At 59.9% G+C, this 19534-nt stretch carries 17 protein-coding genes; 6 read left to right on the top strand and 11 right to left on the bottom strand.

Annotated elements, in window-relative coordinates; genetic code table 11:
• The first annotated feature begins 2 nt into the window (after nucleotides 1-2).
• Nucleotides 3-698 carry an extensin-like domain-containing protein gene (locus tag ACA059_RS25750; protein ID WP_497631463.1) on the top strand — a complete coding sequence of 232 codons (696 nt, stop codon included), beginning with the start codon at nucleotides 3-5 and terminating at the stop codon, nucleotides 696-698.
• Between the two features lie 17 nt (nucleotides 699-715).
• On the opposite strand, the gene ACA059_RS25745 is transcribed toward ACA059_RS25750, so the two are convergent.
• Nucleotides 716-1336: an energy transducer TonB gene (locus ACA059_RS25745; protein WP_497631462.1), complete on the bottom strand. Its 621-nt coding sequence runs from the start codon at nucleotides 1334-1336 to the stop codon at nucleotides 716-718.
• Between the two features lie 93 nt (nucleotides 1337-1429).
• Here ACA059_RS25745 and ACA059_RS25740 point away from each other — a divergent pair, with 93 nt between their 5' ends.
• Nucleotides 1430-2212: a class I SAM-dependent methyltransferase gene (locus ACA059_RS25740; RefSeq protein ID WP_497631461.1), complete on the top strand. Its 783-nt coding sequence runs from the start codon at nucleotides 1430-1432 to the stop codon at nucleotides 2210-2212.
• A gap of 124 nt (nucleotides 2213-2336) precedes the next feature.
• On the opposite strand, the gene ACA059_RS25735 is transcribed toward ACA059_RS25740, so the two are convergent.
• A complete protein-coding gene (locus ACA059_RS25735; protein WP_497631460.1) occupies nucleotides 2337-2981 on the bottom strand; it encodes a TetR/AcrR family transcriptional regulator in 645 nt (214 codons plus the stop codon).
• Between the two features lie 93 nt (nucleotides 2982-3074).
• Between ACA059_RS25735 and ACA059_RS25730 the strand changes: the two genes are divergently transcribed.
• Together ACA059_RS25730 and ACA059_RS25725 are read left to right on the top strand one after the other, a co-directional pair.
• Nucleotides 3075-4175: an efflux RND transporter periplasmic adaptor subunit gene (locus ACA059_RS25730; protein ID WP_497631459.1), complete on the top strand. Its 1101-nt coding sequence runs from the start codon at nucleotides 3075-3077 to the stop codon at nucleotides 4173-4175.
• Nucleotides 4176-4181: 6 nt separating this feature from the next.
• The gene (locus tag ACA059_RS25725; RefSeq protein ID WP_497631458.1) at nucleotides 4182-7253 is read left to right on the top strand and encodes an efflux RND transporter permease subunit; all 3072 of its coding nucleotides are present in this window, start codon (nucleotides 4182-4184) and stop codon (nucleotides 7251-7253) included.
• A 168-nt stretch (nucleotides 7254-7421) separates the two neighbouring features.
• On the opposite strand, the gene ACA059_RS25720 is transcribed toward ACA059_RS25725, so the two are convergent.
• The 3 genes from ACA059_RS25720 to plsB are packed head-to-tail and all read right to left on the bottom strand — an operon-like array spanning nucleotide 7422 to nucleotide 11095.
• A complete protein-coding gene (locus ACA059_RS25720; protein WP_497631457.1) occupies nucleotides 7422-8111 on the bottom strand; it encodes a DUF4197 domain-containing protein in 690 nt (229 codons plus the stop codon).
• 29 nt (nucleotides 8112-8140) lie between these two features.
• On the bottom strand, nucleotides 8141-8539 hold the full coding sequence (locus ACA059_RS25715) for a YbaY family lipoprotein (RefSeq protein ID WP_497631456.1): 399 nt from the start codon (nucleotides 8537-8539) through the stop codon (nucleotides 8141-8143).
• Between the two features lie 51 nt (nucleotides 8540-8590).
• Nucleotides 8591-11095 (bottom strand): glycerol-3-phosphate 1-O-acyltransferase PlsB, encoded by a 2505-nt coding sequence (plsB, locus tag ACA059_RS25710; RefSeq protein WP_497631455.1) that lies wholly within the window; start codon nucleotides 11093-11095, stop codon nucleotides 8591-8593.
• Between the two features lie 165 nt (nucleotides 11096-11260).
• Between plsB and ACA059_RS25705 the strand changes: the two genes are divergently transcribed.
• A complete protein-coding gene (locus ACA059_RS25705; protein WP_008146705.1) occupies nucleotides 11261-11470 on the top strand; it encodes a cold-shock protein in 210 nt (69 codons plus the stop codon).
• Nucleotides 11471-11562: 92 nt separating this feature from the next.
• Here the strand turns inward: ACA059_RS25705 and ACA059_RS25700 are convergent, their stop codons facing one another.
• From ACA059_RS25700 to ACA059_RS25685, 4 genes are all read right to left on the bottom strand, one after another.
• The gene (locus ACA059_RS25700; RefSeq protein WP_497631454.1) at nucleotides 11563-11940 is read right to left on the bottom strand and encodes a hypothetical protein; all 378 of its coding nucleotides are present in this window, start codon (nucleotides 11938-11940) and stop codon (nucleotides 11563-11565) included.
• 83 nt (nucleotides 11941-12023) lie between these two features.
• The gene (locus ACA059_RS25695; protein WP_415771137.1) at nucleotides 12024-12833 is read right to left on the bottom strand and encodes a putative RNA methyltransferase; all 810 of its coding nucleotides are present in this window, start codon (nucleotides 12831-12833) and stop codon (nucleotides 12024-12026) included.
• On the bottom strand, nucleotides 12833-13984 hold the full coding sequence (gene dapE / locus ACA059_RS25690; RefSeq protein ID WP_008146697.1) for a succinyl-diaminopimelate desuccinylase: 1152 nt from the start codon (nucleotides 13982-13984) through the stop codon (nucleotides 12833-12835). The genes ACA059_RS25695 and dapE overlap by 1 nt, the downstream gene beginning before the upstream one ends.
• Before the next feature lie 175 nt (nucleotides 13985-14159).
• Nucleotides 14160-16748, bottom strand: a complete 2589-nt coding sequence (locus tag ACA059_RS25685) for a glycosyltransferase (protein ID WP_497631453.1) — start codon at nucleotides 16746-16748, stop codon at nucleotides 14160-14162.
• Between the two features lie 228 nt (nucleotides 16749-16976).
• Between ACA059_RS25685 and tcdA the strand changes: the two genes are divergently transcribed.
• Nucleotides 16977-17789, top strand: a complete 813-nt coding sequence (gene tcdA / locus ACA059_RS25680; protein WP_497631452.1) for a tRNA cyclic N6-threonylcarbamoyladenosine(37) synthase TcdA — start codon at nucleotides 16977-16979, stop codon at nucleotides 17787-17789.
• Nucleotides 17790-17902: 113 nt separating this feature from the next.
• Here the strand turns inward: tcdA and ACA059_RS25675 are convergent, their stop codons facing one another.
• Both ACA059_RS25675 and ACA059_RS25670 read right to left on the bottom strand, forming a co-directional pair.
• Nucleotides 17903-18307, bottom strand: coding sequence for a SufE family protein (locus ACA059_RS25675; RefSeq protein ID WP_497631451.1), 405 nt, complete (start codon nucleotides 18305-18307; stop codon nucleotides 17903-17905).
• The gene (locus ACA059_RS25670) at nucleotides 18304-19509 is read right to left on the bottom strand and encodes an aminotransferase class V-fold PLP-dependent enzyme (protein ID WP_497631450.1); all 1206 of its coding nucleotides are present in this window, start codon (nucleotides 19507-19509) and stop codon (nucleotides 18304-18306) included. Before ACA059_RS25670 ends, ACA059_RS25675 begins: the two co-directional genes overlap by 4 nt.
• Between the last annotated feature and the right edge of the window lie 25 nt (nucleotides 19510-19534).

Here is a 19534-nt window from a genome sequence, read left to right as displayed (position 1 = left end):
CGATGCGGTTTCGGTGGTGGCTGCTGTTGATGCTGTTGATCGTCGGCACGGCGGCCGTGAGCGTCTGGCGTGGCTGGATCTCTCTGCCGCCGCAGTGGAATCCCTGGGCACCGCTGGACGTGAAGGCCGCGCCCAATTTTCTGACGCGCTACAAGTTGATGCGCCTGCGCGATGATCCGCAGCTGTGCGATCAAGCCCTGAGCAGCTCCGGATTGCGCGTAACCCGTCAGGCCGACAGCCCCGACGCGACGTGCCCGTTGATCAACACTTTGCGTGTGCAAGGCGGCGAGGTGGCCCTGAGCAGCAGTTTCCTCGCCAGTTGCCGTCTGGCGGTGTCGTTCGCCCTGTTCGAACACCACGCCCTGCAACCCGCCGCACAAGCGGTCTACGGTCAAGCGGTAACGCGTGTCGACCATCTCGGCAGCTTTGCCTGTCGCAACGTCTACAGCCGTGAAAACGGCAGGCGCAGCCAGCATGCCAGCGCCGATGCGCTGGATATCGCCGGTTTTCGTTTGGCTGATGGCCGATCCATCAACGTGCTCAAGGATTGGCCGAAGGATAATCAGGACGCACGGTTTTTACGTCAGGTCCGCGATGGCGCCTGCGATATGTTCAGTGTGGTCTTGAGCCCGGATTACAACGCCGCCCATCGCAATCACTTTCATGTGGATGTCGGGCCGTGGTGGGTGTGTCGCTGAAGGCCTGTTATTGAAGGTCAGGCGGCGATGCGCAGGTTTTGCAGGACGATCGGGCGAGCCCAGCCGTTATCGAAATCGAGTTGTTTCTGTTGCTCCACCAGCGCTTCGGGCGAGAACGGCGGGAATGGCTTGTCCAGCAGATCGAGTTCGAATTCGGCGATCGGCAGGTGCAGCGGACGCGGTTGCGGCGCCGGACCTGCTTCCGGCACAGGCTGACCTGCGGTGAGCACGATCGGGCGGACCCAGCGGCTTTCGAAGTCCTGTTGTTTCTGTTGCGCGACGATTTCTTGTGCCGGGAACGGTGGGAAAGGTTTGTCGGCCAGGTCCATTTCGAACTCGGCAATCGGCAGGAACAGTGGCTCGGGCGGACGGACCTCGGTTTCTTTCACATCACATTCGCGCTGGGAAATGATGTGAGCCAGCAGTTCGCTGCCAACGGTGGGTTCGACCGGGCTGTCGAGATCGACCGGTGGAAAGTTGAGAGAAGCCGGTACGACATCGCCCGACTGATCGGCCAGGGCCTGGGCAAAAAAATCCTGCCACAGGTGACTGACGCCGCTCAGTGCTTGGGAATTTCGCAGACCATAATCGCCATGACGCGATATATAGCCTACGGATGTGCTTCGAATGTCTGACATTTCTCTCGGTCGACGCTCAGCTCTGGCAAAATGCTCGATAGTTTTGTTATCGGCCGTTTTTGCCGATCATTAATTTTTTGAGCGTGTTTTCCCATGATTGAGCAACCTGCGGCCTGCCGCATCCGTGTCGAGGCTCTGGCCGCGACTTTTCAGCCACAGGCCGAACAATGGGCCGAGCGCCTGGGTTTGCCGATGCAGGTGGATGACGGTGAGTTCGCCTTGCAGGTCGGCGACCAGGGTTTGCAGCTGCAGCAACTGGGCCCGGACGCGCCGGGGCCGGTGCGGGTGGACTTTGTCGAGGGCGGTGCGGCCCATCGTCGCTTGTACGGCGGCGGTAGCGGTCAGATGATCGCCAAGGCTGTCGGGGTTGCCCAAGGCGTGCGTCCGCGCGTGTTGGATGCTACGGCGGGGCTGGGCAAAGATGCGTTCGTGCTGGCGAGCCTGGGCTGCGAGATGAGCCTGATCGAGCGTCAGCCGCTGATTGGCGCGCTGCTTGAAGATGGCCTGGCGCGCGGCGCGGAAGACTTTGACGTGGCGCCGATTGTGGCGCGGATGCGCTTGCTCAAGGGCAATTCGATCGAGGTGATGCGCAATTGGGAGGGCGAGCCACCGCAGGTGATCTACCTCGACCCGATGTTTCCCCATCGTGAGAAAACGGCCTTGGTGAAGAAGGAAATGCGCCTGTTCCGGCCGCTGGTAGGCGATGACCCGGATGCGCCTGCACTGCTCGAAGCGGCGTTGGCGTTGGCCAGCCATCGAGTGGTGGTCAAGCGCCCGCGCAAGGCGCCATGCATCGAAGGGCCGAAGCCGAGTCATGCGCTGGATGGTAAATCCAGCCGGTATGATATTTACCCGAAAAAAGCGCTCAAGCCTTAAGACCGCGTCGCCTGCTTCGCGAGCAAGCCCGCTCCCACATTTGACCGAGTCTTCTCAAGGGGACGCGGACGAATGTGGGAGCGGGCTTGCTCGCGAAGGCGCCAGACCAGACAACCAAAATCTATCAGGCTGTCTCAGGCCTGTAGGCCCGCATAAACAACTCCACCACTTCCTGCACATGGCTCTCGGCCGCATCCCCGGTCAGCGGCTCGCCGCAGCCATAAAGCAGCCTGAAATTCCCCGCACCCTTGAGCAAGCAGAAGAAGTGCTCGGCCGCATTGCGAGGTTTGTCGATGCTCAACGCGCCGCTGTGATCAACCTTGGTCAGCAACCGCTCCATACCATGCAGCATGCGCTCAGGCCCGGCCTCGAAGAAGATCAGCGAGAGTTTCGGGTCCTGGCTGCCCAGCGTCATCATCAGCCGATGCAGGTTGACCGATTCGTCGCTGTTGATCAGCTGATGAAAGCCGCGCGCGATGTTCAACAGCACCGTTTCTACGGCAGTGCCGTCCGGCAATTCGAAAAACAGCGTCGGCAATTGCTCTTCGCACTTGGCCATCACGGCGGCGGAGAACAGCGTCTCCTTGTCGTTGAAATGGCTGTAGACCGTCAGCTTCGACACACCGGCCTCGGCCGCGACGGCGTCCATGCTGGTACTTGCATAACCCTTGCTCAGAAACAGAATTTTCGCCGCATCGAGGATCGCCTGGCGTTTGGCCAGATCCTTGGGGCGGCCCGGGCCGTTGGATACTGAAAGATTGTTAGGCATATGCGCTTTTATTACTGGACTGGTGAGTTTGCTATTAATAACATACTGCCCAGTATAATTATTCAAAGCACCATTAGCGAAAGGTCCTTCACCATGTTCCGCTATGCCTTGCCCCTCGCGTTGCCAGTCAGTCTGGCGTTTTTATTGTCTGCGTGTGGTCACGAAGAGGCGCCTCAAGTCACCGTTCGCCCGGCCATGGTCGTGCAGCCAGAGCCTTCGTCCCAGGCGATGGAAAGTTTCCCCGGTGAAGTCCGCGCACGGTATGAGCCGGAGCTGGCGTTTCGCATTGGCGGCAAAGTCAGTCGACGACTGGTCGAAGAGGGGCAGCGGGTCAAGGCTGACCAACCTCTGGCGGAGCTCGATCCTCAAGACGTGCGCCTGCAACTGGAAGCCACCCGTGCCCAGGTCGCCGCTGCCGAGGCCAACCTGAGCCTGGTGCGCGCCGAACGTGATCGCTACAAGACCTTGATGGACCGTCAGATGGTCAGCCGTTCGCAGTACGACAATTCCGAAAACCTTTACCGATCCGGTGAAGCACGCCTCAAGCAAATCAAAGCCGAATTCAACGTTTCGACCAATCAGGCCAGTTACGCCGTGCTGCGTGCGCCTCAGGATGGGGTTGTGGCTAAACGTGCGGTTGAAGTCGGGCAAGTGGTGGCGGCGGGGCAAACCGTATTTACCCTCGCCACCGATGGCGAACGCGAAGTGTTGATCAGCTTGCCGGAGCAGAGCTTTGGCCGCTTCAAGGTCGGTCAGCCAGTGTCAGTCGAACTGTGGACCCAGCCCGACCAACGTTTCGCCGGGCGCATCCGTGAGCTGTCGCCCGCTGCCGATCCCAAATCGCGCACTTTTGCCGCCCGCATCGCCTTCACCGCCGGCAAGGTTCCTGCTGAACTCGGCCAGAGTGCCCGGGTGTTCGTTCAGACCTCCGATGTGGTGCCGCTGTCGGTGCCGCTTTCCGCACTGACAGCGGAAAACGGCGCGACCTACGTCTGGGTCGTCAGTGCCAACAACACCTTGAAGAAAACCCCGGTACGGGTCGGTGCCTTTGGCGAGAAAACCGTACCGGTGCTCGAAGGCCTGAGCGCAAGCGACTGGGTGGTGGCCGCTGGCGTCCATGTGCTGCTTGAAGGGCAGCAGGTGCGTCCGGTGGATCGCTCCAACCGCGTGGTCAATCTGGCGGACAAGGAGTAATCCCCGATGGGTTTCAATCTTTCCGAATGGGCGCTGCGTAATCGCCAGATCGTACTGTTCCTGATGCTCTTGCTGGCCGTTGTCGGCGCACTGTCCTACACCAAACTCGGCCAAAGTGAAGACCCGCCGTTCACCTTCAAGGCCATGGTGATTCGTACCAACTGGCCAGGGGCCACGGCGCAGGAAGTGTCGCGCCAGGTCACCGAGCGCATTGAAAAGAAACTGATGGAAACCGGCGAGTACGAACGCATCGTTTCGTTCTCCCGTCCGGGCGAATCCCAAGTGACGTTCGTTGCCCGTGATTCCATGCACTCGGTGGAAATCCCGGACCTCTGGTACCAGGTTCGCAAGAAGATCAGCGACATTCGTCAGACCCTGCCACCTGGCATCCAGGGGCCATTCTTCAATGATGAGTTCGGCACAACGTTTGGCAATATCTACGCCCTGACAGGCGAAGGTTTTGATTACGCGGTGCTCAAGGACTACGCCGACCGCGTGCAGATTCAGCTGCAACGGGTCAAGGATGTGGGCAAGGTCGATCTGCTCGGTTTACAGGACGAGAAGATCTGGATCGAACTCTCCAACGTCAAACTCGCCACCCTCGGCCTACCTTTGTCGGCGGTGCAGCAGGCCCTTGAAGAGCAGAACGCGGTGTCCACCGCCGGGTTCTTTGAAACCAGCAGTGAGCGATTGCAGCTACGCGTCTCGGGGAATTTTCAGACGGTCGAAGAGATCAAGAGCTTCCCGATCCGCGTCGGTGATCGCACCTTCCGCATCGCCGATGTGGCGGATGTGCGTCGGGGGTTCAACGATCCGCCAGCGCCGAGCATGCGCTTCATGGCGGAAAACGCCATCGGTCTGGCCGTGGCCATGAAGGACGGTGGCGACATTCTGGTGCTGGGCAAGGCGTTGGAAATCGAGTTCGACCGGATCCAGAAAAACCTTCCTGCCGGTATGCAGCTGCGCAAGGTCTCCGACCAGCCCGCCGCCGTGAAAAGCAGTGTCGGTGAATTTGTTCAGGTGCTGGTGGAAGCACTGGCAATCGTCCTGCTGGTGAGCTTCTTCTCCCTCGGCGTGCGCACCGGCATGGTGGTAGCGCTGGCGATTCCTTTGGTATTGGCGATGACGTTCGCCTGCATGTATTACCTGGGAATCGGCCTGCACAAGATTTCCCTCGGGGCATTGGTGCTGGCGCTGGGTTTGTTGGTGGACGACGCGATCATCGCCGTGGAAATGATGGCGATCAAAATGGAGCAGGGCTTCGACCGGATCAAGGCCGCCAGTTACGCCTGGACCAGCACCGCCTTCCCGATGCTCACCGGTACGCTGATCACCGCTGCCGGCTTCCTGCCGATTGCCACTGCGCAATCGGGCACGGGTGAATACACCCGTTCGATCTTCCAGGTGGTGACCATCGCGTTGCTGGCCTCGTGGGTTGCCGCTGTTGTGTTTGTGCCTTATCTGGGGGAAAAACTCCTGCCGGATCTGGCGAAGATTCATGCCGCCAAACATGGCACCGGCGACGGCCAGCCCGACCCTTACGGCACGCCGTTCTATCAGCGCGTCAGACGCCTGGTGGAGTGGTGCGTACGGCGGCGCAAGACGGTCATTGTCCTGACGGTCGTGTTGTTTATCGGTTCAGTCATCCTGTTTCGCTTTGTGCCGCAACAGTTCTTTCCGGCGTCGGGGCGTCTGGAGTTGATGGTCGATCTGAAACTGGCGGAAGGTGCCTCATTGAGCAACACCCGCGATGAGGTCAAACGCCTCGAAGCACTGCTGAAGGATCACGCCGGTATCGACAACTATGTCGCTTATGTGGGCACCGGTTCGCCACGTTTTTACCTGCCGCTGGATCAACAACTTCCTGCAGCGAGCTTCGCGCAGTTTGTCGTCCTGGCCAAAACCATCGAAGAGCGCGAAACCCTGCGCACCTGGCTGATCGAAGCCCTCAAGGAACAATTCCCGGCCCTGCGCGCGCGGGTGACACGTCTGGAGAACGGGCCACCGGTTGGCTATCCGATGCAGTTCCGGGTCACCGGTGAGCACATCGAGGAAGTCCGCGCGCTGGCCCGTAAAGTCGCGGCCAAGGTTCGCGAGAACCCGCATGTGGTCAACGTGCATCTGGATTGGGAAGAACCGAGCAAAGTCGTTTATCTGAACGTCGATCAGGACCGCGCCCGGGCGCTTGGCGTGAGCACCGCGAATCTGTCGAAGTTCCTGCAAAGCTCTCTGACCGGTTCCAGCGTCAGCCAGTACCGTGAAGACAACGAGTTGATCGAGATTCTGTTGCGCGGCACGTTGCACGAACGCACCGAACTGTCATTGCTGCCAAGTCTGGCGGTGCCGACTGACAACGGTCGCAGCGTAGCGTTGTCGCAAATTGCGACCCTGGAATACGGCTTCGAAGAAGGCATCATCTGGCACCGCAACCGCTTGCCGAACGTGACGGTGCGTGCCGACATCTATGGCAAGGAACAACCGGCGACGCTGGTGAAGCAGATCATGCCGACCCTCGATACGATTCGCGCCGAACTGCCCGATGGCTACTTGCTGGAGGTCGGTGGCACGGTGGAAGACTCGGCTCGCGGGCAGAATTCGGTGAAGGCCGGTGTTCCGCTTTTCATCGTGGTGGTGCTGACGTTACTGATGCTGCAACTGCGCAGTTTCTCACGCACGATAATGGTGTTTCTGACGGCACCTTTGGGGTTGATCGGTGTGACCTTGTTCCTGATGGTGTTCCGTCAGCCGTTCGGTTTCGTCGCCATGCTCGGCACCATCGCGCTGTCCGGGATGATCATGCGTAACTCGGTGATTCTGGTGGACCAGATCGAGCAGGACATTGCTTCCGGGCTCAAGCCTTGGCAGGCGATTATTGAAGCCACGGTGCGGCGTTTCCGACCGATTGTGTTGACTGCACTCGCGGCAGTGCTGGCGATGATTCCGCTGTCGCGCAGTGTGTTTTTCGGGCCGATGGCGGTGGCGATCATGGGTGGGTTGATTGTCGCGACGGCGTTGACGTTGCTGTTTTTGCCGGCGTTGTATGCGGCGTGGTTCAGGATCAAGAAGGACTCAGTCTAACGTCCTACGTGTATTGCAGATCCCTCTGATATTGAGTCATAGGGGGCTGAATGCTGTACTCAAAACTCAGTTTTACGAGTTTTTGAGACAGCAATAATGGGGCTCAAAACACAACCCCGTCCTGAACATTCCCACGCTCTGAGCGGGAATGATCAGCGGGAGAGAGTATTAGAGGGTACCAAACACCTTCTTCGCCAAACTGGTCGCTGCCGCCGCAGGATTCTGGCGAATGGCTTCTTCCTGCTTACCAATCATCTCGAACAGACCGTTCAATGCCTGCTCGGTCACGTAGCTTTCGATGTTGGCGCTCTTCGCATCCACCACACCCATCGTCGCGGCTTGCCCTGCGAACGAGTTGTACTGCTTGGCCAGGCCCACCTGGTCGGTGGCTTGCTTGACGATTGGCAGGAACTTCACGCGGATCTGTTCGCGGCTGGTTTTGCTCAGGTACTGAGTGGCCGAGTCCTTGCCGCCGCTGAGAATGCTCTTGGCATCCTCCACGCTCATCTTCTTCACCGCGTCCACCAGGATCGGCTGGGCTTGCGTCACGGCGGTTTCAGCCGCTTTGTTCATGCTGGTTTCCAGCTGATCAACCTGGTCGCCCATGCCGAACTGCTTCATCTTGCTGGCGACTTTGCCCAGTTTGCCCGGCAGTTCGATTTTCACGTCCGGGTTGTTACTGAAGCCACCCGGCGTGCCGAGTTGTTTCACTGCCAGTTGCGCACCTTGAGTCAGGGCATCCTTGAGGCCGCCGGTGGCGTCTTTTTGTGACAGGTCGTTGAGCGACAGCGCCAGGGCGCTGGCGGAGATCATCAAGCCTGCGCACAGGCCGGCGAAGCGAAGGGTAGGGCGGAACATGGCAGCTTCCTTTGTTCAAAAATTGAGAGTTAGCGAGCGGCGTCGACGCGGATTTTTAGTGGCTGCGGATCGCTGCCATCCAGCTGCACGGCGTGGTGTTCGGTGGTGATGAACATCAATTTGCCATTCACTTCGATACGGGCGCTGACCGAGTACCGATGGCCGGGTTTGACCTGGGCCGGATCGTAACTCAGATGAAACGGCAGCGGCACCTGGCCTTTGACCGGGCCTTTCTGTTCGTCGAGGACCACGGCGGGCGCGTCGGCCAGGGAAACGTCCTGCAAGCTGACGCTTAAGGTGGCACTCGGTGGCAGCGCAATGCGTTGCAGGTAGAACACTTCGCCATTGAGGGAGGTTTTAGCGGCGGGTTGCATCGACTGACAGGCGCCCAGCAGAGTAGTCATGGCCAATAAAGAGAGTTTTTTCATCGGAGATCTCCGTATCGAAGGCGCCAGAAGTAGCCTGGCGCCCGTAGGAACTTAGTCGGTTTGAGTTGGAACCGCGACCTGATCCGCCGCATCTTCACTGCGATGCAACGCGACCTGACGGATCGACAAACGAATCTCTGCCGGCAACACCCGCTTGGCCGCACCTTCGGCCAGTTCGCCGAGCAGTTCGTGATAACTCAGCTTGCCGGCCTCGTCGCGCTTGAGCACGTCCAGAGCCAGCATTGTCTGGATGAAGTGGCGGAACAGGCTCTTGTCGAAGAACTCCGGGGCGTTGAGGCCATGGAGGATCGACAGGCGCTGGGCCATGACCGTGCACAGGTCTTCCAGCTCTTCGGCGCTGATGCTGTTCTGACCGCTGTTGAGCAGCAGCGAGACCGTCATGTAAAAGCGCTGCAAGGTCTGGGCGATGCTTTTCGACAGCAGGGTCAGTAGCACGAAATGCCGCGAGCTCGGCGCCGGCCGCAGGTAGACATCATTCTCAAAACGCAGCAGACCTTGCTCGACGAAGGCTTCGAGCCATTGGTCGATCACCGCATCCAGTTCGTCCAGCGACCAGCGAATGAACAACTCCGATTGCAGGTACGGATACAGCGCGCGGGTGTAGCGCAGAATCTGTTCGCGGCTCATGCGCGAGGCGCTCTGGAAGAAGCTCGCCAGCAACGCCGGCAAGGCGAAGATGTGTAAAACGTTGTTGCGGTAGTAGGTCATCAGGACGGCGTTTTGTTCGTCCAGATACAGAATCTTGCCCAGGGCATCGCTCTGCTCGGACAGCAGGTCCATGTCCTTCACATGCTCGATCAACGCGCGGCCGTCACCTTCCGGCAGGGTGGTGTGCGGCGAATATGGGACCTTGCGCAACAGCGCCAGATACAGATCGAGCACCCGCGCCATAGCGCGATCATCCAGCGCGAGACGGCTGGTGGACAGCAGCGCCAGGGCCACCAGGTTGACCGGGTTGATCGCCGCCGCTTCGTTCAAATGCTGCGCGACTTTCTCGCCGAGGCGATTGGTGGTTTCGTTGAGCCAGGCCGGTTTGAACTGTGGGCCGAGTTCCTGTTTACGCCAGTCAGGCTGCTCGCTGTCGAGGAATTCCGCCAGTTTGATCGGTTCACCGAAGTTCACCGCCACTTGGCCGAAACGCTGCTTGAGCGCGCCGATGACTTTGAAGATGTCGAAGATCGATTCTTTCTTCTTGGTCGCACCACGCAATTCGCCGAGGTAGGTTCGGCCTTCCAGCACGCGTTCATAACCGATGTAGACCGGGATGAAGACGATCGGCATCCGCGACGAACGCAGGAAGCTGCGCAGGGTGATTGCGAGCATCCCGGTTTTCGGCTGCAGCATGCGCCCGGTACGCGAACGGCCACCCTCGACGAAGTACTCAACCGGGAAGCCTTTGGTAAACAGGGTGTGCAGGTATTCGTTGAACACCGAGGTGTAGAGCGGGTTGCCCTTGAAGGTACGGCGCATGAAGAACGCACCGCCGCGACGCAGCAGGCCGCCGATCCCCGGCATGTTGAGGTTGATCCCGGCGGCGATGTGCGGCGGGGTCAGGCCGTTGCGAAACAGCAAATAGGACAGCAGCAGGTAGTCGATGTGGCTGCGGTGGCAGGGTACGTAGATCACTTCGTAACCCGGGGCGACCTTTTGCACGCCTTCGATGTTGTTGACCTTGATGCCGTCGTAGATTTTGTTCCAGAACCAGCTCAGCACCACTTCCATGAAGCGGATCGCGGTGTAGGTGTAGTCGGAGGCGATCTCGTTGCCATAGCGCAGGGCCAGGGCCTTGGCTTTCTCCGAGGAGATGTTCTCGCGCTCGGCTTCGTCGAGGATCGCTTGCTTGACCAGCGGCTGATTGAGCAGGCCTTTGACCAGGTTGCGCCGGTGGGAAATGTCCGGACCGATCACCGCCGCTTTCAGGTTGCGGAAGTGCACCCGCAGAATTCGCTGGGCCATGCGCACGGTGCGCTCGTGGCCCTTGTTGTGGTTGATCAGTTCGCGCAAATGGATCGGCGCCGAGAACTGCACCCGGGTTTTGCGCCCCAGCACGATGATGCTCAGCAACCGGCGCAGACGCCCGGTGACCGCCCAGCTATCGGCGAAGAGCAATTTCCACGGGCTCGATTCGCTGTCCGGCGACTGGCCCCAGAACACGCTGACCGGAATGATCTGCGCGTCTTCGGCGGCGTTCTGGCTCAGGGCGCTGACCAGGCGGGTCAAGGTCGGCGGCGCGCCACGCTTGTCCTGACGACCCAACCAATCAGGCTCCGGGGTCAGGTAAAAGAACGCCGCGGGTTCCTCCAGCGTACCTACCGAGACCGGCAACACCGGGCGGGGCAAACCCGCCTTGCTGCACTCGGTATCGACCACGGCCAGGTCGGTCAGCGAAGGGTTTTGCAGGACGTAGAACACCGGACGGCTGCGGTCGAGGTTGAGGGTGAACGACGACTGATTGATCGTCTCCGAGCGAACCCAGAGGTACAGCAGTCGGCGCAGGGTGCCAAACACAAGACGGCGGAACGGGGAACGGGTCATACGGCATCTGCATGAGTGAGTAAAACCGAGCGTTTGCTCGGGCGGCCGATAGTGTGCCGTATTCGCCGAAAATCGGCAAAAAAGCGCCTAAGTAAAGTTGAGTTGAGAGTTTTGGCGGCTGTCATATACTCGGCCGTTCAAAATAAAAATAAGGGGTACTGATTCATGGCAACGCGCGAAACCGGCAATGTGAAGTGGTTCAACGACGCCAAGGGCTACGGCTTCATTCAGCGCGAGGACGGGGTGGACGTGTTCGTGCACTACCGCGCGATTCGCGGCGAGGGGCATCGCTCGTTGGCTGAAGGTCAGCAGGTTGAATACGGTGTGGTGACTGGCGAGAAGGGCTTGCAGGCTGAGGATGTGGTAGGTCTATAAGCTTTAAGATCAAAAGATCGCAGCCTTCGGCAGCTCCTACAGGTGTACATATAACCCTGTAGGAGCTGCCGAAGGCTGCGATCTTTTTGGTTTTACGCGGTTTTCCAGGTGATCTCTTCTTCACCATCCGCGCTGATGCGCATCCAGCGATCCGCTGTCTCTTCACCTTCTTCCTCGACCCACGTACCCGGCGCGCAACGCACTTCGACGTTCAGTGCGGCAAACGCTGCGCGGGCGCAGGCGATGTCGTCTTCCCACGGGGTCTGGTCGCTGTCCAGGAACAGGCTGTTCCATTTGCCCACGGCTTTCGGCAGCCAGGTGACCGACACGTTGCCGGCCTTGCACTTGTAGGTCTGGCCTTTCTGGACCCAGTCGGTGCACGGGCCCAAAGCCGCGCCGAGCCAGGCCGCAACGGCCTTGTAGTCGACGTCGGCGTCTTTCAGGTAAATCTCGATATCGGGTTGGCGCATGGATGTCCTCACTGCGGGTCTGAAAAATCCATTCGCGGATTTAGCCGGCCTACGGCAAATGCCGAAGACCAAAAAATTAAAAATTATTGAAGTACGAAGTAATCGTAGCGCATTGAAACAGTGACCTCGAACGGCTCGACCTGCTCGATGACTGCCGCTCGGCGTTCAGCACTGGCGCGCCAGCCGTGGGGCGTCATGGCCAACAGGTTCGCTCGGTCCTGACCACTTTCCAGCGTCAGTTTGAACTCCAGGGTTTCGCTGTGTTGCAACGCCATGCCTTCCGGCACCAAAGCCAGATGCTTGTCGTCGGTGTATTCACGGACTTCGTCGTACAAACGCTCGCGCAATTCCATCAGATGGCCGCTGGTCGGCCCGACTTTCATCAAACCGCCGCCGGGGCTGAGCAGGCGTTTGGCTTCCTCCCAATCCAGCGGGCTGAAGACGCTGGCGAGAAACTGGCAGCTGCCCGAGGCCAACGGCACCCGCGCCATGCTGGCGATCAACCAGGTCAGCTGCGGGTTGCGTTTGCAGGCGCGTTTGACCGCTTCCCGGGAAATATCCAGCGCGTAGCCGTCGGCGTTCGGCAAAGCCTCGGCGATTTGCGCGGTGTAGTAACCCTCGCCACAACCGATGTCCAGCCAGCGCTGAGGCGCGTATTGCGCCGCCAGTTCGGCCAGACGCTTGGCCACGGGTGCGTAATGACCGGCGTTCAAAAAATCGCGTCGGGCTTCGACCATCGCCAGGTTATCCCCAGGGTCGCGGCTGTTCTTGTGCTGCACCGGCAACAGGTTCAGGTAACCCTGGCGCGCACGGTCGAAACGATGCCCGGCGGGGCAGGCCACGCCGTTGTCCACCGCGTTCAGCGGTTCGCTGCAGATCGGGCAGGCCAGCATCAGGCGAGCAACTTGATCAGGGTCTGGTAGTAGATTTCGGTCAGCACATCGAGGTCGGCAGCCAGCACACGCTCGTTGACCTGGTGGATCGTCGCGTTGACCGGGCCCAGTTCAACAACCTGAGTACCCATGGTCGCAATGAAGCGCCCGTCGGAGGTGCCGCCGCTGGTGGACGCCTTGGTTTCACGACCGGTGATGTCCTTGATGCTCGACGCGACGGCATCCAGCAATGCACCCGGTTCGGTGAGGAACGGCAGACCGGACAGCGCCCAGTCGATGTGCCAGTCCAGGCCATGTTTGTCGAGAATATCGGCGACGCGCTTTTGCAGGCCTTCCACGGTGGATTCGGTGGAGAAGCGGAAGTTGAACACTGCCACCAGATCCCCCGGGATCACGTTGGTCGCGCCGGTGCCGGAGTTCACGTTGGAGATCTGGAAACTGGTCGGCGGGAAGAAGTCGTTGCCGTGGTCCCAATGTTCGGCGGCCAGTTCGGCCAGCGCCGGGGCGGCGAGGTGGATCGGGTTCTTCGCCAGGTGCGGATACGCCACGTGACCTTGCACGCCGCGCACGGTCAGCTTGGCGCCGAGGGAGCCGCGACGGCCGTTCTTGACCACGTCACCCACCAGGGTGGTGCTCGACGGTTCGCCGACGATGCACCAGTCCAGACGCTCCTTACGGGCGGCAAGGCGTTCGATCACAGCTTTGGTGCCGTGGTGCGCCGGGCCTTCTTCGTCGCTGGTGATCAGGAAAGCAACCTTGCCCTTGTGATCCGGGTAGTCGGTGACGAAACGCTCGGCCGCCACGGTCATGGAAGCGAGGCTGCCTTTCATGTCCGCCGCGCCACGGCCGCAGAGCATGCCGTGTTCGTCGATGACTGCGTTGAACGGGTCGATCTGCCAGGCAGTCACCGGGCCGGTCGGCACCACGTCGGTGTGACCGGCGAAGCACAGCACCGGACCGTCGTGTTTACCGTGGGTCGCCCAGAAGTTATCCACATCTTCGATGCGCATGGGCTCAAGCGCAAAACCGGCATCGCCCAGGCGCTGCATCATCTGCTTCTGGCAATCGGCGTCGACCGGCGTCACGGACGGACGGCGGATCAGGTCGATGGCGAGTTGAAGGGTCGGCGAAAGGTCGGCGTGGGCCGTCATGTAAAAACTCCGAGGTGCGCACGGTAAACCTGTAGGAGCTGCCGAAGGCTGCGATCTTTTGATTTTCAAGATCAAAAGATCGCAGCCTTCGGCAGCTCCTACAGTGGAAAAGGGCGATCATTCTAAAGCAAAACGGCGACCCGAAGGCCGCCGTTTGACGTTATCCAATAACGGATTATGCCGTTGCAGGCTCAGGCTCGGCGGCCGGTTTCGGCAGCGAAGACAAGAACGCCATGATCAGCGCCGCCAGGTACGGCAATGATTGCACGAGCAACATCGTCACCCAGAAGCGCATGTCGTTGCTCGGCAGGCCGTTCACCAGGAAAATCCCCAGCGCCGCGCTCCACAACAGCAGCATGATGAACATTTCTTCGCGAGCTTCCGAAATCGCCACCCAGAAGCCGTGGTTATCGGCGTTTTTCGGGGTGCGGAAGAACGGAATGCTGCTGGTGAAGAAACCGTACAGCACCGCTTTGGCGATGGTGTGCGACAACGCCAGACCGGCCAGTGCCGCGCAGAATGCGTCCTTGAGGTTGACCCCCACCGCACGGCGGTACAGGAAGATGATCTTGCCAACCTTGAACACGAACAGCGCCAATGGCGGGATCGCGAAAATCAACAACGGTGGATCGACCCGCTGCGGCACGATGATCATCGCCGCCGACCACAACAAGGCGCCCACGGTGAAGAAGATGTTCATGCCGTCCGCCACCCACGGCAACCAGCCCGCGAGGAAGTGGTAACGCTGGCCACGGGTCAGCTCGGTGTCCTTGCCGCGCAGCAAACTGGCGGTGTGACGCTTGATGATCTGAATCGCACCGTAAGCCCAGCGGAAACGCTGTTTCTTGAAGTCGATAAAGGTATCGGGCATCAGGCCTTTGCCGTAGCTGGTGTGGTAATACGCCGCCGACAAGCCTTTTTCGAATACACGCAGACCCAACTCGGCATCTTCACAAATGCACCAGTCAGCCCAGCCCAGTTCCTCGAGCACCGAGCGCCGGGTCATGGTCATGGTGCCGTGCTGAATGATCGCGTCACGGTCGTTACGAGTGACCATGCCGATGTGGAAGAAACCTTTGTATTCGGCGTAGCAGAGCTTCTTGAAGGTGCTTTCGTTCTGGTCGCGGTAATCCTGTGGCGACTGCACCACGGCGATTTTCGGATCGGCGAAGTGCGGCACCATGTGCTTGAGCCAGTTCGGGTCGACGCAGTAGTCCGAGTCGATCACCGCAATCACTTCGGCATCCTTGGCGGTGTGCGGAATCAGGTAATTCAACGCGCCGCCCTTGAAACCGGCCAACGGTGCAACGTGGAAGAACTTGAAGCGCGGGCCGAGGGTTTCGCAATAATCGCGCACCGGTTCCCAGACCGCCGGGTCCTTGGTGTTGTTGTCGATGATCAGGACTTCGAAATCCGGATAGTCGAGGTTGGCCAGGGCGTTGAGGGTCTGTTTGACCATCTCCGGTGGCTCGTTGTAGCAAGGCACGTGAATCGAGACTTTCGGTCGGTAGTCCGAATCGCCGACCACCGGCAGGAATTCGCGCCGGCGTTTGTGGGTCCAGACCGCTTCGGCCAGTTCATGGGCCTCGGTCAACAGTACGATAAAGACCCCGAGTGCGCCGAGGGCGAGCAGGAAACCGACCGTCAGGCTGAACCAGGTGCTGTATTGCAGGCTGTAGTCGTAACCGATCCACACCAGTACCGATCCACAAAGGAAGGCGATAAAGGTCAGGAAGGTGCGGCCGCGTTGACGCAGGGCCGAGCCGTCGATCATCAGCAAGGTCAGGGACAGCAGCGCCAGAACCACCGAACCGACCGCCAGTACGCGCCATTGCGGGATCGCGACTACCGGGCCGTCGAAGTTGAATTTCTGCTGGCGCGCGGCGTTGAAAACGCCCCAGTAAGCGCCCACGGAACCTTCGTCACTGGCCTTCCACGGTTGGTCAAAGGCTTCGATCACGAAGTAGTTGAAACCCTGGCGGTTGAGCTTGTTGACCAGCGTGCGCAGGTAAATCGCCTGGTCTGCCGGCGACGCGTCGGCGCCACCGCGCATACGGCCGTTGCTCGGCCAGCCGACTTCCGACAGCAGTAGCGGTTTTTTCGGGAACATCTTTTTCAGGTCACGGGCCCGGTCGAGTACGAACTGCCCGGACTGCTCCATCGGAACATGCTCCCAGTACGGCAGGACGTGGGCGGCGATCAAGTCGACGTGCTTGGCCAAGCTCGGGTTTTCTTCCCAGACGTGCCATTGCTCGGAGGTCGTCACCGGTACTTTCACTGCCGTGCGGACGCGATCAAGGATCACGCTCAATTGTTCGGCGTTGATTTCCTTACGGAAGATCGCCTCGTTACCCACCACCACGCGAACCACGCTGCGGGAGGTATTGGCCAGGTCAATGGCGCGCAGGATTTCACGCTCGTTGCGCTCAAGGTCCGGGCTGATCCAGATACCCAGCGTCACGCGCAAACCGAATTCTTCGGCGAGCTTGGGGATATCACCCAGGCTGCCATCGACCGAGTAAGTACGGATGTTGTCCGTCAGCTTGCTCATGATCTCCAGATCGAGACGCATTTCATCGTCGGTCGGATATTGCTCTTTTTGCGGGTACTGCCCTTGCTGGAACGGCGAGTACGAAAAGCCGGAGATCTGTTCAGGCCAGTTGGGGGCGGTGACCGGGCGATTGATCAGCGCCCAGAAGCCGGTAAACAAGGCAGCGATGGCGAGCACCACGACCAGGTTGAGTCCAAATTTACGCGATGACATAGCTTTTTCGGGTTCCAAAGGCTGTGGAACGAAGGAACGGTTTGCGGCTGGCTGCCAGGGGGCAGGGGCGCGCATCCTACACTGGAGGTTCTCTGACCGTACAGCGAACAGGGAAACGCCCGACATTGGGCACTCTGGTTTCACATAAGTTCTTTCACTTGTCGCCGGAAGGTTAAAAGTTCTCGCACTGTGGCCCTATAATGCGCGCCGGTTTTTGGGGTAATGGTCATGAGTACAGAAGATCCGCGGTTTGCAGGCATCGCCCGTTTGTATGGCATCGACGGCCTGGAGCGCTTGCGCGCGGCCCACGTGGCGATCGTCGGCGTCGGTGGCGTCGGTTCCTGGGCGGCGGAAGCCGTCGCCCGTTGTGGCGTGGGCGAGATATCGCTGTTCGACCTGGACGACGTCTGCGTCAGCAACGCCAATCGTCAGTTGCACGCGCTGGACAGCACCGTCGGCAAACCCAAGGTTGACGTGATGGCCGAGCGCCTGCGCGGGATCAACCCGGACTGCACCGTGCACGCGGTGGCGGATTTCGTCACCCGCGAGACCATGGCCGAATACATCACGCCGAACATCGACTGCGTCATTGATTGCATCGACAGCGTGAATGCCAAGGCGGCGCTGATTGCCTGGTGCAAGCGTCGCAAGATCCAGATCATCACTACCGGCGGTGCAGGCGGGCAGATTGATCCGACGTTGATTCAGGTCTGCGATTTGAACCGGACCTTCAATGATCCGTTGGCTTCGAAAGTGCGCTCGACCTTGCGCCGGGATTACAACTTCTCACGCACCGTGACCCGTCATTACAGCGTGCCATGCGTATTTTCCACCGAACAACTGCGCTACCCGAAACCGGATGGCAGCATTTGCTTGCAGAAGAGTTTTGTCGGGGACGGTGTGAAGCTCGACTGCGCGGGTGGTTTTGGGGCAGTGATGATGGTGACGGCGACGTTTGGCATGGTCGCGGCGACCAAGGCTGTGGATAAGATTGTGGCGGGTGTGCGGCGGCCGGCGGATCGCATTAAACCCGAGGTTTAAAGAGGAGTCCTGTAGGAGCTGCCGAAGGCTGCGATCTTTTGATTTTCGGCGTCAGTAATCGCGCTACAGATCAAAAGATCGCAGCCTTCGGCAGCTCCTACAGGGATTTGCGATTAGCCTGCCAACTCACGCATCCGCTGCAACACGGCATTGAGGCCATTACTGCGCGACGGAGATAGCTGTCTGCTCAGTCCAAGCTGATTGAACCAATCCGGCAAATCCACCTCCTGCAACTCAACCGCTGATAACCCGTTAACCCGCGCCAGCAGCAACGCCACCAACCCGCGAATCAACCGCGCATCGCTGCTCGCAGCAAACTGCCAGTGACCATCCTGCAATTCACCCACCAACCACACCTGGCTTTCACAGCCATGCACGCGGTTGGCATCGACCTTTTCCACATCGCTCAACGCCGGCAGACGGTCGCCCCATTGCATCAACAGCCGCGCCCGCTGCTCCCAGCCGGCAGCATTCTGAAAAGTCTCCAGCGCCGTAGCCGCATCGGCAGGCAAATTCATCGCAACAACTCCAGCGCCTGATCCAGCGCTTCAAAGAACCGCTCCAAATCTTCGGAATCGTTGTACAGCGCCAACGACACCCGGATCGCCCCAGCCAGCTCAAAACGCTTGAGCAACGGCATGGCGCAGTGATGACCTGCGCGCACCGCGATCCCCTGTTCGGTCAGCAAATGCGCCAAATCAGAGTTATGCACACCCTCGACGACAAAACTGGCCAGTGCCAGTTGCGGCTTGCCCAGCAACCGAATGCCGTTGCGTGCTTCAAGGCCTTTGAGCAAATAGTCATGCAGCGCTGCTTCATGGGCGGACACGGCGTCCTGATCAAGCCCCGCAAGATAATCCAGCGTCGCCCCCAAACCAATCACACCGGCAATCGGCGGCGTACCCGCCTCAAATCCCAGGGGCGCCGGGCGGAACCGTGCGCTGTGGTAGTCCGCATCCAGCACCATTTCGCCGCCGAATTGCCAGTGGCGCAGTTGCTCAAGCGCTTCATTGCGACCGAACAGCACGCCCAGACCATCGGGGCCATATAGCTTGTGGCTGGAAAATACATAGAAGTCGCAACCTAGCGCCTGCACGTCGTGCCGACCGTGGACCACGCCTTGGGCGCCATCGACCACGGTCAGCGCGTTATGCGCCTTGGCCATCGTCAAGAGGGCGGGCAACGGCTGCCAGGCGCCGAGCACGTTGGACAGCTGACTGACCGCCAGCAAACGGGTTCGCGGACCGATCAACTGCGCGGCAGCATCAAGATCAATCAAACCGTCGGCGTCCAGTGGCAGGATCACCAGCTTCAGGTCGCGACGGTGGGCCAGTTGCTGCCACGGCAACAGATTGGCGTGATGCTCCAGGGCGCTGATGACAACTTCATCGCCCGGATTGAAAAGATGTTCCAGGCCATAAGCCAGGAGGTTCAGCGCAGACGTTGCGCCATGGGTAAAGATGATCTGCCCGCAATCGCCGGCATTGAGCCAATGGGCGACTTTGCTGCGGCTGGCCTCGAACGCCTGGGTGGCGTGGGCGCCGGGCAAGTGTTGAGCCCGATGCACGTTGGCCGCGCCGTTGGCGTAGTAATGCGCCAGGGCATCCAGCAGGGCTTGAGGTTTTTGCGTGGTGGCGGCGTTGTCCAGATAGGTCTGGTCTTGCCGTTGCAATGCGGCGATGGCCGGAAAATCGGCGCGCCAGGGAGAGGGAATCATCATGTTGTTCGGCCCTGGTAAACATGGG

Source organism: Pseudomonas sp. LBUM1647 (genome assembly GCF_059716175.1).
This window is presented reverse-complemented; position numbering and strand designations above follow the sequence as displayed.